Source organism: Streptomyces sp. NPDC093252 (assembly GCF_040683675.1).
In the GTDB taxonomy this organism is placed as follows: Bacteria; Actinomycetota; Actinomycetes; order Streptomycetales; family Streptomycetaceae; genus Streptomyces.
Window position 1 is genome coordinate 526,830 of record NZ_JBFBEM010000002.1, and the last position, 15,513, is coordinate 542,342.

At 73.5% G+C, this 15,513-nt stretch carries 9 protein-coding genes; 4 read left to right on the forward strand and 5 right to left on the reverse strand.

The window, feature by feature from the left end; all coding sequences use genetic code 11:
* Positions 1-567: 567 nt before the first annotated feature.
* Complete coding sequence (locus AB0O01_RS05440; RefSeq protein WP_365311120.1) at positions 568-3,861, forward strand: S8 family serine peptidase; 3,294 nt, start codon at positions 568-570, stop codon at positions 3,859-3,861.
* Between the two features lie 78 nt (positions 3,862-3,939).
* On the opposite strand, the gene AB0O01_RS05445 is transcribed toward AB0O01_RS05440, so the two are convergent.
* Positions 3,940-4,773 carry a hypothetical protein gene (locus tag AB0O01_RS05445; protein WP_365311121.1) on the reverse strand — a complete coding sequence of 278 codons (834 nt, stop codon included), beginning with the start codon at positions 4,771-4,773 and terminating at the stop codon, positions 3,940-3,942.
* 1 nt (position 4,774) lies between these two features.
* Positions 4,775-5,314: a sigma-70 family RNA polymerase sigma factor gene (locus AB0O01_RS05450; RefSeq protein WP_365311122.1), complete on the reverse strand. Its 540-nt coding sequence runs from the start codon at positions 5,312-5,314 to the stop codon at positions 4,775-4,777.
* A gap of 105 nt (positions 5,315-5,419) precedes the next feature.
* On the opposite strand from AB0O01_RS05450, the gene AB0O01_RS05455 reads away from it, so the two are divergent.
* Positions 5,420-7,567, forward strand: a complete 2,148-nt coding sequence (locus AB0O01_RS05455) for a TerD family protein (RefSeq protein WP_365311123.1) — start codon at positions 5,420-5,422, stop codon at positions 7,565-7,567.
* Positions 7,568-7,748: 181 nt separating this feature from the next.
* Entirely contained in the window at positions 7,749-8,771 is a 1,023-nt protein-coding gene (locus tag AB0O01_RS05460) for an aspartate-semialdehyde dehydrogenase (protein ID WP_365311124.1), read from the forward strand.
* A 43-nt stretch (positions 8,772-8,814) separates the two neighbouring features.
* Here the strand turns inward: AB0O01_RS05460 and AB0O01_RS05465 are convergent, their stop codons facing one another.
* On the reverse strand, positions 8,815-10,047 hold the full coding sequence (locus tag AB0O01_RS05465; protein ID WP_365311125.1) for an MFS transporter: 1,233 nt from the start codon (positions 10,045-10,047) through the stop codon (positions 8,815-8,817).
* A 668-nt stretch (positions 10,048-10,715) separates the two neighbouring features.
* Complete coding sequence (locus AB0O01_RS05470) at positions 10,716-11,210, reverse strand: DUF1203 domain-containing protein (RefSeq protein WP_365311126.1); 495 nt, start codon at positions 11,208-11,210, stop codon at positions 10,716-10,718.
* Positions 11,211-11,323: 113 nt separating this feature from the next.
* Between AB0O01_RS05470 and pepN the strand changes: the two genes are divergently transcribed.
* Positions 11,324-13,897, forward strand: coding sequence for an aminopeptidase N (pepN, locus tag AB0O01_RS05475; RefSeq protein ID WP_365311127.1), 2,574 nt, complete (start codon positions 11,324-11,326; stop codon positions 13,895-13,897).
* 139 nt (positions 13,898-14,036) lie between these two features.
* On the opposite strand, the gene AB0O01_RS05480 is transcribed toward pepN, so the two are convergent.
* Positions 14,037-15,314 carry a M14 family zinc carboxypeptidase gene (locus tag AB0O01_RS05480; protein WP_365311128.1) on the reverse strand — a complete coding sequence of 426 codons (1,278 nt, stop codon included), beginning with the start codon at positions 15,312-15,314 and terminating at the stop codon, positions 14,037-14,039.
* Positions 15,315-15,513 lie beyond the last annotated feature (199 nt).

The following is a 15,513-nucleotide window of genomic DNA, read 5'->3' on the forward strand; positions in this document are numbered from 1 at the left end:
GTTCCCTCGCCTCCTCGGATGCTTGGCACCGGGGGTGGCCTGCGCGTTAACGAGGCGACAACGGGCGCCGCCGATCGGAGGGCCGCGATCCTCGCCGGGTGCGCCGGCCGTTGGACGGTCACTGAGCGTTCATCTCACGGAGTACCGGGGCGTCACTCACACCGTTGCCCACGGCTGGGCGGGGGCTCGCGGGGGGGGAGAGGAGGAGGCTGGGCAACGCCCGTCTTTGGGGGCGCTGGGGGTACCCCCTCTGGGGGTGGGGGTGCCCCCTCTGGGGGAGAACTGCGCGACCAGCCCCCACCCACCCGCACACACCCCCCACCTCACCCCCACCCCCCAACCACCCCCAACCCCCCACAACCCCCACCCAATCCCATCGCGGGTTTTCCCCATTTCCCCAGTTGCTTCCGGTCAACTCTCCCCAAACCCGCATCCCTTGCGAAAGGCTGGGCGATCGTCCGGAACCGCATTCCGGACGCCTTCGACCGCCGTCGATCACCTCGCTGATCGACCCCGGCGGACGGACACCCACGGACACCTGTCGTCCTTCTTCTCCAAGGGATGCCGATGACCCAGACCCCCGAGTCGATACCCGGCGCGAGACGCGTGGCCCGGATCGCCGTGGCCGCCGGCCTCGTCGCCGCGCTGGCCGCGGCCGGGCCGATCCCCGCCGCCGTCGCCGCCACCGACCCCGCGCCCGCCGCGGACCCCGCCGTCAAGCCCGCCGACGACAAACTCGGCTCCGCCGACGCCGAGCTGCTCGCCGAGGCCAAGGCCGGTGGCGACAAGACCGTCACCCTGATGGTCGCGACCGCCCCCGGCGCCACCGAGCAGGTCGCCGGCCAGCTCGGCGCCGTCGACGGCGGCCTGGTCGGCAAGACCTACGACCGGCTCGGCTACGTCCGCGCCACGGTCCCCACCGGCCGGGCGGACGCCGCCATCGCCGCCGCCGCGAAGCTCTCCTCCGTGCAGGCGATCGATCTGCGCGAGGAGATCCCGCTGGAGGACCCCCGCCCCGACGCGGGCACGCAGGGCGGGAAGAGCGCCGCCGGCACCTACCCCGCGCCGGACAAGAACACCCCCGCGGAGAACCCGTACAACCCGTCCTTCGAGACCGGGGCCGTGGACTTCGTCGACGACCATCCGAAGGCGGACGGCCGGGGGATCACCATCGGCATCCTCGACTCCGGGGTCGACCTCGCCCACCCGGCGCTCCAGAAGACCACCACCGGCGAGCGCAAGATCGTCGACTGGGTCACCGCCACCGACCCGGTGGTGGACGGCGACGGCACCTGGCGCCGGATGACCGCCTCGGTCAGCGGCCCGGCCTTCACCGTCACCGCGCCCACCGGCGTCCGCGAGACCTTCACCACCCCGGCCGGGGCCTACAAGTTCAACTACTTCTCCGAGTCCGCCACCAACGGCGGCGACATGGCCGGTGACCTCAACCGCGACGGCGACCGGACGGATGTCTGGGGCGTGCTGTACGACGCGGCGAGCGGCACCGTCCGCATCGACCTCGACGACGATCTCGACTTCACCGACGAGACCGCGATGAAGCCGTACAAGGACGGCTACCAGATCGGCTACTTCGGCACGGACAACCCGGCGACCGCCATCGCCGAGCGCATCCCGTTCGTGGTGGAGACCCGCAAGGACGTCGTCTACAACGACGCCGGCGCCAAGGCCGACTACGTCAGCATCGGTGTCATCGAGGGCGCCCACGGCACCCATGTGGCCGGGATCACCGCCGCCAACAGCCTCTTCGGCGGCGAGATGAACGGTGCCGCGCCCGGCGCCAAGCTGGTCTCCTCGCGCGCCTGCACCTGGAGCGGCGGCTGCACCAACATGGCCCTCACCGAGGGCATGATCGACCTGGTCGTCAACCGCGGTGTCGACATCGTCAACATGTCCATCGGCGGTCTCCCGGCGCTCAACGACGGCAACAACGTCCGCGCCGCCCTCTACACCCGCCTGATCGACGAGTACGGCGTCCAGCTCGTCGTCTCCGCGGGCAACGACGGCCCCGGCGTCAACACCATCAGCGACCCGGCCCTCGCCGACAAGGTGATCTCGGTCGGCGCCACCGTCTCCCGGGAGACCTGGGCCGCCAACTACGGCTCCCAGGTGGAGAAGCGGTACGCCATGATGCCGTTCTCCTCGCGCGGCCCCCGTGAGGACGGCGGCTTCACGCCGACGCTCTCCGCGCCCGGCGCCGCCATCAACACCACCCAGACCTGGTCGCCCGGCGGCCCGGTCGCCGAGGCCGGCTACACCCTGCCGCCCGGCTACTCCATGCTCCAGGGCACCTCGATGGCCTCTCCGCAGGCCGCGGGCGCCGCCGCCCTCCTGCTGAGCGCCGCGAAGCAGCGCGGGATCGACCTCACCCCGGCGACCCTGCGCACCGCCCTGACCTCCACCGCCGACCACATCAAGGGTGTGCAGGCGTACGAGGAGGGCGCGGGCCTCATCAACATCGAGGACGCCTGGGACTCGATCCGCGACGGGGCGAACGCCCACGAGTACACCGTGAAGGCCCCGGTGGACACCGCGATCGAGCAGTACCTCCAGACCCCGGGCTTCGGCACCGGTCTCTACGACCGCGAGGGCGGTCTGAAGGCCGGGCAGAAGAAGACGTACGACATCACGGTGACCCGGACCACCGGCGCGGACAGGGCCCTGCGGCACGAACTCCACCTGGAGAACAACGCCGAGGGCACCTTCCGGATCGTCGGCTCGGACGAGGTGAGGCTGCCGCTGAACCAGCCCGTCACCGTCAAGGTGCAGGCGTCGCCGAAGTCGGCCGGGATCAAGAGCGCCATCCTGGAGGTCGACGACCCGCGCACCGAGGGCATCGACAAGCAGGTGCTGAACTCGGTCGTGGTCGCCAAGCCCGCGACCTACACCTTCGCCGCCTCCGGTTCGGTCCAGCGCAACAGCTCGACCTCGTACTTCGTCACCGTGCCCGAGGGCGCCAGGACGCTGGAGGTGGCCATCGGCGGGCTGAAGGACAAGAGCCAGACCCGGTTCATCTCCCTCCACCCGTACGGTGTCCCGCTGGACGAGAACTCCACGCCGTACTGCTACAACAACTACCTCGACGGCAACGGCTGCCGCCCCGACGTCCGCTCCTACGCCGACCCGGCGCCCGGCGTCTGGGAGATCGAGGTCGAGTCGCGGCGCACCTCGCCGCACCTGGACAACCCGTACACGCTGGATGTCACCGTGCTCGGCGCCGACTTCGCGCCGGAGACGGTGAGCCTGCCCGAGGTCAAGGCCGGTGTCCCGGCCCCGGTCTCCTGGACGGTCACCAACAACAAGGCCCCCATCGACGGCAAGCTGGCGGGCGGCGCCCTCGGTTCGTCGCTGTCCGAGCGGCGCACCATCGACCACGGCGACGCGGCCGTCTACGAGGTCGTCGTCCCCGAGGGCGCGACCCGGCTCGACGCGTCCATCGGCAACACCGCCGACCCGGCCGCCGACCTCGACCTCTACCTGCTGAACGCCGGCGGGACCGTCGTCGCCCAGGCGGCCGACGGCGACTCCGAGGAGGCCGTCTCGGTCGCCAACCCGGCGCCCGGCACGTACTACGTGCAGATCGACGGCTACTCGGTCCCGGCGGGCAGCACCGCCTACGACTACCTGGACGTGTTCTTCTCCTCCGCGCTCGGCACCGTCTCGGTCGACGGCTCGGGTCCGGTGAAGCTGGGCACGGGTGAGTCGGCGCAGGTCTCGGCGACGGTCACCGCCACGGCCCCCGCCCCCGCCGGGCGCACGTTCTTCGGCGAGGTCGGACTGGTCACCGCGCGCGGCACCACCGCGGGCACCGGCCATGTGGAGATCGGCACGGTTACTCCGTAGCACCGGTCAGACCACTGACTCCGTGGTACCGGGCGGGCGTTCCCTGGGGGGCGCCCGCCCTTCCGTTTCCGTCCGCCGCTACCCGCAGGGCAGGGCGGTGGACTCCGGGAGGCTCTGGGCGACGAGCGCCGCCTCCTTGCGGACATCCGGGTCGCCGACCGCCAGCAGATCGGCGTCCCGGCCGTCGGCCCGGGTGGCGATCAGGACATGGTCGCCCGCCACCAGCGAGGGCAGGGCCTCCTCGTCGCGCTCGAAGGTGATCCGCCGCTCACCTCCGTCGGTGGGTTTGTAGTAGGCGGTGACGTCCAGGGTGATCCGCGCCCGCCCGGCGTCCGCGCCGGTCAGCGGCCGTACGGCGGTGATGTCGCCCTCGGCGACCAGGACCGTGCAGGCCAGACGGCGGGGGTCACCCAGCGCCGCGGAAGCCTCCTCCCGGCCCCCGGACGCCTTGTCCGCGGCGCTGCTGGTGTCGGCGGCGCCCGTGCCGCCGCCCTCCACCACCAGCCAGCCGAGCCCGGCGACCAGGGAGGCGGCACAGGCCACGGCGAGGGTGCCCAGGGCGACGGCGAAGGGGCGGCGCCTGCGGCGGGGCGGGGGCGGGGGGAGGGGCAGGGGAGAGGGCTCGGGGGCGGGTTCCGGCTCGGTCAGGGCGTCGGCGATCAGCGACAGTTGGTCGCGCAGGACGGTGACATCGGCGCGCGCCGCGGCGTACTCGGCCATGAAGGCGGCGTCGGCGCGGGCGGCGGCGGACGGCGGCTCGTCCATGAGCACCGCGAGCAGCGGGTCCGGGGCGTCGTAGACCCCCGGTGAACCGTCGGGGCCGTGGGCGCCGTCGGGACCGTTGGCGCCGTCGCGGCCGTCTCGGCGGTCGGGGCCGTTGTGTTCGGCGGGGCCGTTGTGTTCGGCGGACACGTCACACCACCTCGTCCTCGTGCAGTCGGGCGCGCAGGGCCCGGACCGCGGTGTGCAGCCTGCTCTTGACCGTGCCCTCGGGGATGCCGAGCTGCTCCGCTATCCCGCGCACCGGCAGATCGGCGTAGAACCGCAGGACCAGCACCTGGCGCTGCGGGTCGGGCAGTTCGTCCAGGCCCCGGGCGACGGCGAGGGAGAGCAGCCGGGACTCCTCGGCCGACGGGAGCACCGGTTCGTGGAGGGCGGCCAGGCGTTCACCGAGGCGTTCCTGACGGCGTTTGGCGCGGTGCCAGTCCATGGCGAGGTTGGAGGCGACGACCGCCGCCCAGGCGGAGACGTCCCTCGGTGCCTCACGGCCACTGGCCGCCCGTTCCAGCAGCCGCAGGCGGACCTGCTGCACCCCGTCCGGCAGGTCCGCCTGCGGCACCCCGCCGAGCGCGAGCACCGCCCGCACCCGGCGTTCCTGGGCCGCGTCCAGCGGGTCGTCCGCCGAGCGGTCCGCCCCCTGGCCGCGGCGCGCGAATCTGCGCAGCACAGCCACCCCTCTCCTCGCCGCGTTTCCTCTACGACGCCGGGGCGCGCCGAAACGTTCGCGGAATGCGGCGACGGCTTTCTTCACGCCTTCTCCACTGCCACCATGTGCCCCATGACGTACATCACCAAAGGCGGCAACGCCCCTGTCCCCGCCGCTCCTCTGCGGGTGGCGGTCGGCCGCGCCGACGTGCCCGGCACCCCGGCCGTGGACGCCTCCGCGCTGCTGCTGGACGCCACCGGACGGGTGCGGGGCGACGCCGACCTGGTGTTCCACAACCAGCCCCGGCACCCCTCGGGCGCGGTACGGCACGCGGGCCTGGGCCAGGGCGCCGGACAGTCGGCCGAGTGGCTGGAACTGGATCTGCCGAACGTCGAACCGGCCGTGCAGCGCGTGGTGATCGCCGGTTCCTGCGACGGCGGGACGTTCGGGGAGGTACCGGGGCTGTATGTCCAGGCGGTGGCCCCGGACGGCGCCATCGCCGCCCACTACGCGGTGACGGAGGCGGCCACGGAGACGGCGTTCGTGCTGGGCGAGTTCTACCGGCGGGACGGGGCGTGGAAGTTCCGCGCGGTGGGCCAGGGGTACGCCTCGGGGCTGGCGGGACTGGCGACGGACTTCGGGATCGAGGTGGCGGAGGAGCGGGGGCATCCCCGGGATGCGGCCCCTGCGCCTGTGCCTGCCCCTGCCCCGGTGCCGGTGCCAACCCCGGTGCCGGTGCCGGTGCCGGTGACCAAGGTCTCCAAGGCACCCGGCCCCCCAACGGCCACCCCCACCCCCACCCCCACCCTCTCTCCCTCACTCTCTCCCTCTCCCTCCAACATCCCCGTCCCGGTCTCCCCAGGCCCCCTGGGTACCGACTTCCCGCCCTTCTCCCGTACCGGCCGCGGCAACGACGTCGTCACCGTGGACGCCCCGCTGCCCCCCGGGCCGGTCATCGTGGAGATGCGCGTCAAGGGCGACGACTGGCTGTGCGTCGAGACGCTGACCCGGCGCAACAAGGAGGACAAGCTGGTCTTCAACTCCACCCTGCGCGATCTGCACGGCCGTGCCCTGGTCCAGTTGCCCGAGGGCCGTCCGCTGCGGCTGCGGGTGAAGTACGCCGGGGAGTGGTCGCTGCGGATCCTGCCGCTGACCGCCGCGCGCCCGCTCGGCACGGACACCGTCAAGGGCCGGGGTCCGGAGGTCCTCGTGCACACCGGCACCGAGGGCGATGTGAAGGCCCGGTTCGACGGCGGCCCCGACCGGGACGCCTGGCTGCTGATCACCGGGCACCGGCCGGAGGACCTGAACGACCTCGACCGGCACGATCTGCTGGTCAACGAGACCGGCAGGCTGAAGGAGACCTTCCCGCTCCCGGCGGGCCCGCACCTCGTGGTGGTGGAGAAGGCGGACGGCGCCTGGCAGCTCACCCCGCGCCCCCTCCCGGTCCGCGACCCGTCCGCGGGCCTGCGCACCGGGGTGTACGAGGGCCGGGGCGAGCGGACGATCACGATCGCCAACCCCCGGCCGGGCCGCCCGGCCCTGCTGAGCTACGCGTTCCAGGACGTGGACCGCCGCTACGACCTCCAGGTGTGGCGGCTGGACGAGTACGGCGACGAGACCGAGTGGCTGTCCGGGGAGACCACCGGGACGCGCGGGGTGGCCGGTCTGTTCGGCCGGGGCCAGGACGAGATACGGATCCGGATCAAGCACAGCGGGGACTGGACGCTGCGGGTGCTGCCGGAGGAGGACGCGCCGCTGCTGACCGGCCCGGTCGAGGGCAGGGGCTCGGCCCTGTTCCGCTACCAGGGCCCGCCGACCCTGATGACCGTCCGCCAGACCTCCCGCTCCAAGGACGCCTCGGTCCTCGCGAACGCCCTGAACCACCCCTACGGCAATACGGCGATCATCGCCTCGGTGAAGGGCCGCCGGCCGGTGCTGGGGCCGGTGTGGGTGGACCCGGGCGGGACCTGCTTCGTCGTGGTCGCCGCCCAGGAGGACACCCCGTGGCGGCTGGAGCCGGAGCCCTGGGAGGCGGCGACCGGGCTCGGGCGGCGCACCCAGGGCGTCGGCTATGGAGTCGTACATCACACCGGGCCGGACACGGAGATCGTGTTCGCCTCCACCAGCGGGCTCCAGCACCTCTACCAACTGGACGAAAACCTGTTCCCCGCCCGCAAAGTCACCGGATCTTCCGATCCCTACCGGATCTCGGCGGGATTCCTCCAGGTGCGGGCGCTCGGCGAGTGGACCATCGAACCGCGCGAGCCGCGGGAGTGACCGTCCGGGGACCGGGCAATCGATTGGACATATCGGCAGGGGTCCCCCGCATGATGGGGAGGCGGGAAGGGCCCAGGTCGCCCCGGGGGTCGGCACGCCCAGCACAGAGCCAGACCAGTCACACCAGCCACACCAGTCATGCCAGCCATGCCAGCCATGCCAGTCACACCAAGGAGTCGTCGTGAGGGTCGGAATCGTCGGAGCCACCGGTCAGGTCGGCACGGTCATGCGCAGGATCCTGGTGGAGCGGAGCTTCCCGGTCACCGAGCTGCGTCTGTTCGCCTCGGCCCGCTCGGCGGGGACGGTCCTCGACGGGGTCACGGTGGAGGACGCCGCCACGGCCGACTACACGGGCCTGGACATCGTGCTGTTCTCGGCGGGCGGCGCGACCTCGCGGGCGCTGGCCGAGAAGGTCGCCGCGCAGGGCGCCGTGGTGATCGACAACTCCTCCGCCTGGCGGCGGGACCCCGAGGTGCCGCTGGTGGTGTCCGAGGTGAACCCGCACGCCGTCGCGCACCGCCCCAAGGGCATCATCGCCAACCCGAACTGCACCACCATGGCGGCGATGCCGGTGCTGAAGCCGCTGGCGGCCGAGGCGGGTCTTGAGGCGCTGGTCGTCGCCACGTACCAGGCGGTGTCCGGGTCGGGCCTCGCCGGGGTGGACGAGCTGTTCGAGCAGATCAAGAAGGTCGGCGACGACGCGCCCAAGCTGACCCACGACGGTACGGCGGCCGAGTTCCCGGCACCGCACCAGTACGTGGCGCCGATCGCGTACAACGTGCTGCCGCTCGCGGGCTCGATCGTGGACGACGGGCTGAACGAGACCGACGAGGAGCAGAAGCTGCGCCACGAGTCCCGCAAGATCCTGGAGATCCCCGAGCTGAAGGTCTCCGGCACCTGTGTCCGGGTCCCGGTGTTCTCCGGGCACTCGCTCCAGGTCAACGCCCGTTTCGCCCGCCCGATCTCCCCGGAGCGGGCCACCGAGCTGCTCGGGGAGGCACCCGGCGTGACCCTCACCGACGTCCCGACCCCGCTTCAGGCGGCCGGGCAGGACCCGTCGTACGTGGGCCGGATCCGCCGGGACGAGACGGTGGAGAACGGGCTGGCGCTGTTCATCTCGAACGACAACCTCCGCAAGGGCGCCGCGCTGAACGCGGTACAGATCGCGGAGCTGGTGGCGCGGGAACTGTCTGCGGCGAAGTAGCCGAGCGCGCAGGGGCGGTCACCAGGTGACCGTGGCCGCCCCCTCACTCCCCCACCGGCCCGGTGTCCGGCGGGCGCGGTGCCCGGACCGTCCACACCAGCGCCGGAACCGCGAGCAGCGCCGCCGCCCCGCCCAGCAGCAGCGCGCCCGAGGGGCCCGGCCCGTCCAGTGCCCGGCCGCCGCCGAACGCGCCCAGCGCTATGGCGCTGTTGAAGACCCCGGCGAACAGCCCCGAGGCCGCCTCGCGGGCGTGCGGCACGGCACCCGTCAGCCAGCTCTGCGCGGACACCGAGACCCCGCCGTAGGCCAGCCCCCAGAGCAGCAGCAGGGCGAGGGACAGGGCGGCCGAGCCGCTCGCCGGGACCAGCAGGACGACGACGGCGCCGATGGCGGCGGCGAGCAGCAGCAGCGCCCGGTGCGGGGCGCGGGCGGCGAGCGGACCGGCGGCGAAGTTCCCGGCGACCCCCGCGACCCCGTACCCGAGCAGCAGCAGACTGATCTGCCCCGCGCCGATGCCCGGGAGCCGCTCCAGGACCGGGCGGACATAGGTGTACGCGGCGAAATGCCCGGTGATCAGGAGGGCGACGGCGAGCAGTCCGCGCCGGACGGCGGGGGCGCGCAGCACGGCGGCGACGGTGGACAGCCGTATGGGGTGCCCGGCGGGCAGCGGGGGCAGGGCGCGGGCCAGCAGCGCGGCCACCACGAGGGCGAGGGCGGCGAGCGCGGCGAACGCCCAGCGCCAGCCCGCGAGCCCGCCCAGGAAGGTGCCCGCGGGCACCCCGAGCACCGAGGCCACCGCGATCCCGCTGAAGATCACGGCGGTGGCCCGGCCGACCCGGGCGGCCGGCACGAGCCGTACCGCGAGCCCGGCGGCGACCGCCCACACCCCGCCGATGCACACCCCGACCAGGGCGCGGGCGATGAGCAGCACGCTGAAGTGCCAGGCGAGGGCGCACAGCAGACCGGCGGCAGCGAGCAGGAGCAGCAGGACGCACAGCACCCGGCGCCGGTCGGCGCGGCGGACGGCGACCGGGAACAGCGGGGCGGCGAGGGCGGCGATCAGTCCGGGCAGGGTGAGGGCGAGACCGGCGGTCCCGGCGGACACCCCGAGGTCGGTGCCGAGGGAGGTGAGCAGTCCGACGGGCAGCATCTCGGCGGTGACCACGCAGAAGGTGGCGGCGGCGAGGGCCAGGACGGCGGTCCAGGGGCGGGCCGGGGCGGCGCCGTGGGGGCGGCCCGGCGCGGTGGCGGCGCGCACGGAGGGCGTGAAGGGCATGACTCCACCCTTCGACGCGGACGCGCCGGGATCAACGGCCTTTTCCTCACCCTTCCAGGAGTGGAATTCACCGACCGGTGGGAGGAGGGGCACGGGTGAGCGGGCCGGACCCGCGTGCACCGGAGTGGTGCGTGGTGCCTCCGGCACACCGGCCGCCGGACTGGTGGACCGGCACCGCCGGGGCCGCGCCGGCCCACCGGTGGAGCCGCCCCGCCGGGCGCGCACCCGCGCACGGCGGGCAGAAGGCGCCGTGTCCGGCGTACGGCACGCGCCACGAGCGGCGCGTACGGGCGGCTACGAGCGGCGGTGGACGGCACGCAGGGCGGCGCGGGCACGGAGGACGGCACGAGCACGGACGACGGCACGGGACACGGCCGGGAAGCCGCGGCCGGGCTTCCAGAACACGGCGGACACCTTGCTGACCACACCGGAGCCGACACGGACCCACCGCAGCCCGACACGGACCAGCCGTAGACCCACCCCAGCCCGACACGGACCCACCGGAGCCGACCCGGACCCCCCGGAGCCCGACGCGGACCCCCCGCGCCCCGCAGCCACCGGTCCCGCCCACCCCGGCGGCGGTGAGCGGTGGTGAGCGGCGGCCGGCGCCGCCGGCGCCCCGGCACCGGAACCGGCGAGCCACGGCCGGGCCCCGCCCCGAGCGAAGCTCAGGCCCGCCGCAGTTCGTACAGGAAGCAGCCGTACTCGATCGCGCGGACGTGGACGAGGGCGACCTCCGGGTCGGTGAACGCCTCGGTGACGGCGTCGGCGAACCCGTCGGCCGGGGTGACCAGCCGCCCGCCCAGGAGGCGCCCGTTGGCCGAATAGCGCCGTAGGACGCGGGGGGCGTTGGTGAAGGCGAGGGCGGTGGGGTCCTCGGGTCCCGCGCAGTCCTCGGCGTGGATGAACACCGGGCCCTGCTCGTCGTAGGCGCCGGGGTCGGCGCCGGTGCCGGCCGCCCAGCGGCGCAGCGGGGCGTAGGAGACCAGGGCGATCAGCTCGCCGGGGCGGCTGCGGCGCAGACAGCAGCGGAGCGGGGCGCCGCCCTCCTCGTCGCGGACCGGGCGCACGGGCCGGCCGGCGTCGTCGAGGTCGCGGAGTTCCGCCAGGGTCGCGGCGTCGATGGGCCGGGGGGTGCGGGGTGAGGTGCGCGGTGGGGTCATGAGGGTCAGCGTGGTCGGTCGGCGGAGACGTTACCGGCGGGTTTTGGACATCGCGTTCGGTGTGGGTGACATGGAAGGATGGCGCGAACGACACATCACGAGGAGATGACCGCGTGCCTGGCACAAACCTGACCCGCGAAGAGGCGCAAGCGCGCGCGAAGCTGCTGACCGTGGACTCGTACGAGATCGATCTCGATCTCTCCGGCGCGCAGGAGGGCGGGACGTACCGGTCGGTCACCACCGTGCGCTTCGAGGTCGCCGAGGGGGGTGCGGAGACCTTCATCGACCTGGTGGCTCCGCAGGTCCACGAGGTGACGCTCAACGGGGACGCGCTCGACCCGGCGGAGGTCTTCGAGGACTCCCGGATCGCGCTCCCGGGGCTGGCGGCCGGCCCGAACGAACTGCGGGTGGTCGCGGACTGCGCGTACACCAACACCGGCGAGGGCCTGCACCGCTTCGTGGACCCGGTGGACGACCAGGCGTATCTCTACACCCAGTTCGAGGTGCCGGACGCGCGGCGGGTGTTCGCCTCCTTCGAGCAGCCGGATCTGAAGGCGACCTTCCAGTTCACCGTGAAGGCCCCGGCCGGCTGGACCGTCATCTCCAACTCGCCGACCCCCGAGCCGCGGGACGACATCTGGACCTTCGCGCCGACGCCCCGGATCTCGTCGTACATCACCGCGCTGATCGTCGGCCCGTACCACTCGGTGCACAGTGTGTACGAGAAGGACGGGCAGTCGGTGCCGCTGGGGATCTACTGCCGGCCCTCGCTCGCCGAGCACCTGGACTCGGACGCGATCTTCGAGGTCACCCGGCAGGGCTTCGACTGGTTCCAGGAGAAGTTCGCCTACGCGTACCCGTTCGAGAAGTACGACCAGCTCTTCGTGCCGGAGTTCAACGCGGGCGCGATGGAGAACGCGGGCGCGGTGACCATCCGCGACCAGTACGTCTTCCGCTCCAAGGTGACGGACGCGGCGTACGAGGTCCGTGCGGAGACGATCCTGCACGAGCTGGCCCACATGTGGTTCGGCGATCTGGTCACCATGGAGTGGTGGAACGATCTGTGGCTGAACGAGTCGTTCGCCACCTACACCTCCATCGCCTGCCAGGCGTACGCCCCCGGCTCGCGCTGGCCGCACGCCTGGACGACGTTCGCGAACTCCATGAAGACCTGGGCCTACCGCCAGGACCAGTTGCCCTCCACCCACCCGATCATGGCCGAGATCCGCGACCTGGACGACGTCCTGGTCAACTTCGACGGCATCACCTACGCCAAGGGCGCCTCGGTGCTCAAGCAGCTCGTGGCGTATGTCGGCATGGACGCGTTCTTCGCGGGCGTGCAGGCGTATTTCAAGCGGCACGCCTTCGGCAACACCCGCCTCTCCGACCTGCTGGACGCCCTGGAGGAGACCTCCGGGCGCGATCTGAGCGTCTGGTCGCAGAAGTGGCTCCAGACCGCCGGGATCAACATCCTGCGCCCGGAGATCGAGACCGACGGCGACGGGGTCATCACCTCGTTCGCGGTCCGCCAGGAGGCCCCCGCGCTGCCCGCCGGGGCCCAGGGCGAGCCCGTGCTGCGCCCGCACCGGATCGCGGTCGGCCTGTACGGGCGGGACGCGGCGAGCGGCAGGCTGGTCCGCCTGGAGCGGGTCGAGCTGGACGTCGACGGCGAGCTGACCGCCGTACCGCAGCTCACCGGGACGGCGCGGCCGGAGGTGATCCTGCTCAACGACGACGATCTGTCCTACGCCAAGGTCCGGCTGGACGAGGAGTCCCTCGCCTTCGTCACCGAGCACCTCGGGGACTTCGCGGACTCACTGCCGCGCGCCCTGTGCTGGGCGTCCGCCTGGGACATGACCCGGGACGCCGAGCTGCCCGCCCGCGACTATCTCTCGCTGGTGCTGTCGGGCATCGGCAAGGAGTCCGACATCGGGGTGGTGCAGTCCCTCCAGCGGCAGGTCAAGCTGGCCATCGACCTGTACGCCGACCCGGCCGCCCGGGAGGCGCTGCTCACCCGCTGGACCGACGCCGCCCTCGCCCAGCTCCGGGCGGCCGAGGCGGGCGGCGACCACCAGCTCGCCTGGGCGCGGGCGTTCGCGGCGACCGCGCGCACCCCGGAGCAGCTCGATCTGCTGGAGGGCCTGCTGGAGGGCACCCGGACCATCGAGGGCCTGGCCGTGGACACCGAGCTGCGCTGGTCGTTCGTGCACCGGCTGGCGGCGGTCGGCCGCTACGAGGAGACCGAGATCGCCGGGGAGTACGAGCGCGACCGCACCGCCGCCGGGGAGCGGCACGCGGCGAGCGCGCGGGCGGCCCGGCCGACGCCGGAGGCCAAGGCGGAGGCGTGGGCGTCGGTGGTGGACTCCGACAAGCTGCCGAACGCGGTGCAGGAGGCGGTGATCTCCGGGTTCGTGCAGACCGACCAGCGGGAGCTGCTGGCGCCGTACACCGAGACCTACTTCACGGCCCTCAAGGGGGTGTGGGAGTCGCGGTCGCACGAGATGGCCCAGCAGATCGCGGTCGGGCTGTACCCGGCGGTGCAGATCGAGCCCGCGACGCTGGAGCGCACGGACGCCTGGCTCGCCGGGGCGGAGCCGAACGCGGCGCTGCGGCGGCTGGTGTCGGAGTCGCGGGCGGGCGTCGAGCGGGCGCTGCGCGCCCAGGCGGCGGACGCGGCGGCCGAGTAGGCGGGATGCAGTAAGTAGGCGGGATGCGGTAAGAGGGGGCGGTCCTGGTGGGCCGCCCCCTCTTCTGCTCGCCTGCCGGTCAGGAACCCCACGCCGCCGGTGGTCGGCGGGGCGCCACCCGCCCGGCGACATCCACCGGTCACGAGCCGCCGCACACCCGTTCCGCGATGTCCAGCATCGTCCGGACGTGCAGGCCCGTCTGGGCCGGGATCGGGACCCAGCGCGGGGCGTAGGTCTTGTCGAGTTCCTGGCACCACTCGCGGACCAGGTCGCCGAGGGCGTCGGCGGTGGCCGGGTCGGTGGGCAGCAGGGCCCGGCGCATCATCCCGGCGGCCCGCAGCGGCATCCGGCGGGCGGCGATGGCGAGGGTGGCGAAGTGGCCCCGGGAGCCGGTGAGTTCCTCGGCGGCCCAGGTCGCGGCGACGGACGGGGCGACCTCGATCAGCTCCCGCGCGGCGTCCCGCAGCGGGGCCAGCGCCCCGGGGACGCCGCCGGGCCCGGCCGGGCCGTGGGCGGCGCCGGCGAGGACGGCGGCGAGGTCGCGGGTGCGGGCGACGAGGAGCGCGCCGATGCGGGCCACCTCGCGGCGCGGGTCGGGTGCCGGGCGGTCGTCGGCGACGGCGGGCACGGCCCAGGCGGGGGCCTCCACCAGGGTGGTGAGGGTGCCGTAGCGGCGCGGGTAGAGCCAGGTGGACTCGGCGACGAAACCGCTCGGGTCGCGTTCGTCGCCCGCCCGGTCGCCGGGGCGGATCAGGACGCCGGGGCGGTCGGGCAGCCAGTCGGGGCCGTCGCAGGGGTGGTCGTCCAGCGGGACGCCGAGGCGGGTGGCGGTGGCGCGGAAGGCGCGGGCGGCGCCGGGGACCCGGCGGGTCATCATGGCGAACGCGCCGCCGAACTCGATGCCGTGCAGGGTGAACTGCGCGGTGGGCCGCAGTTCGTCCAGGAGCCGGACCAGGGTGGCCGACTCCGGCATCGGGCGGCGGGCGCTGCCGGGGCCGGGCAGCGACTCGGGCTGGCGGGCGAACGCCGGCCGGTAGAAGCGCAGATGGCACTCCTCCAGCGAGGGGGCGACGTCCTCGGGAATCCAGCCGTGCGCAAGGCGGGCGCCGTCGGGATCGAGACAGAGCAGGAAGTGCCAGGTGCAGCCCAGCCGGGCGAGGGTGTCCGGGCGGTGGGCGAGGAGGCGGGCGAGCCGGAGCGCGGAGGCGCCGCCGACGGGTTCGTTGGCGTGCGCCCCGGCCACGGTGAGGATGTTCCGCTCTCCGTGGCCGGCCGACAGGAGCCAGAGCGGGCGCCCGGCACGGCTCTCGCCGACGGCCCGCAGCCGCAGCGCGCCGGGCACCGCCGAGGCCAGCGCGCGGGCCCGCCGCTCCAGTTCACCGACGGCCGGATATCCCGGATGGCACGATGTCCGCACGCTGGTACCCCGCTTCGCTCAGGCGCCCTGGGAGTTGCTGTCCCCGGTGGTCTCCTTCTTGTCCAGCGGGCGAATCACGATCTTCTCGGCCATTGCCGCTCTCCCTCCCGTTCAACTCGCCGCTCTCACAAGGGATTTGACTGGATTCAAGCCCCTCGGCGGGAGCTTCTTGCCAACTGTCGTGCGGGTGAACAAGAGT

Bases quoted from the DNA above. Each gene is read 5' to 3' on its own strand.
- AB0O01_RS05440 (WP_365311120.1), top strand. From the start codon at position 568: ATGACCCAGACCCCCGAGTCGATACCCGGCGCGAGACGCGTGGCCCGG.
- AB0O01_RS05455 (WP_365311123.1), top strand. From the start codon at position 5,420: ATGACGTACATCACCAAAGGCGGCAACGCCCCTGTCCCCGCCGCTCCT.
- AB0O01_RS05465 (WP_365311125.1), bottom strand. From the start codon at position 10,047: ATGCCCTTCACGCCCTCCGTGCGCGCCGCCACCGCGCCGGGCCGCCCC.
- AB0O01_RS05470 (WP_365311126.1), bottom strand. From the start codon at position 11,210: ATGACCCCACCGCGCACCTCACCCCGCACCCCCCGGCCCATCGACGCC.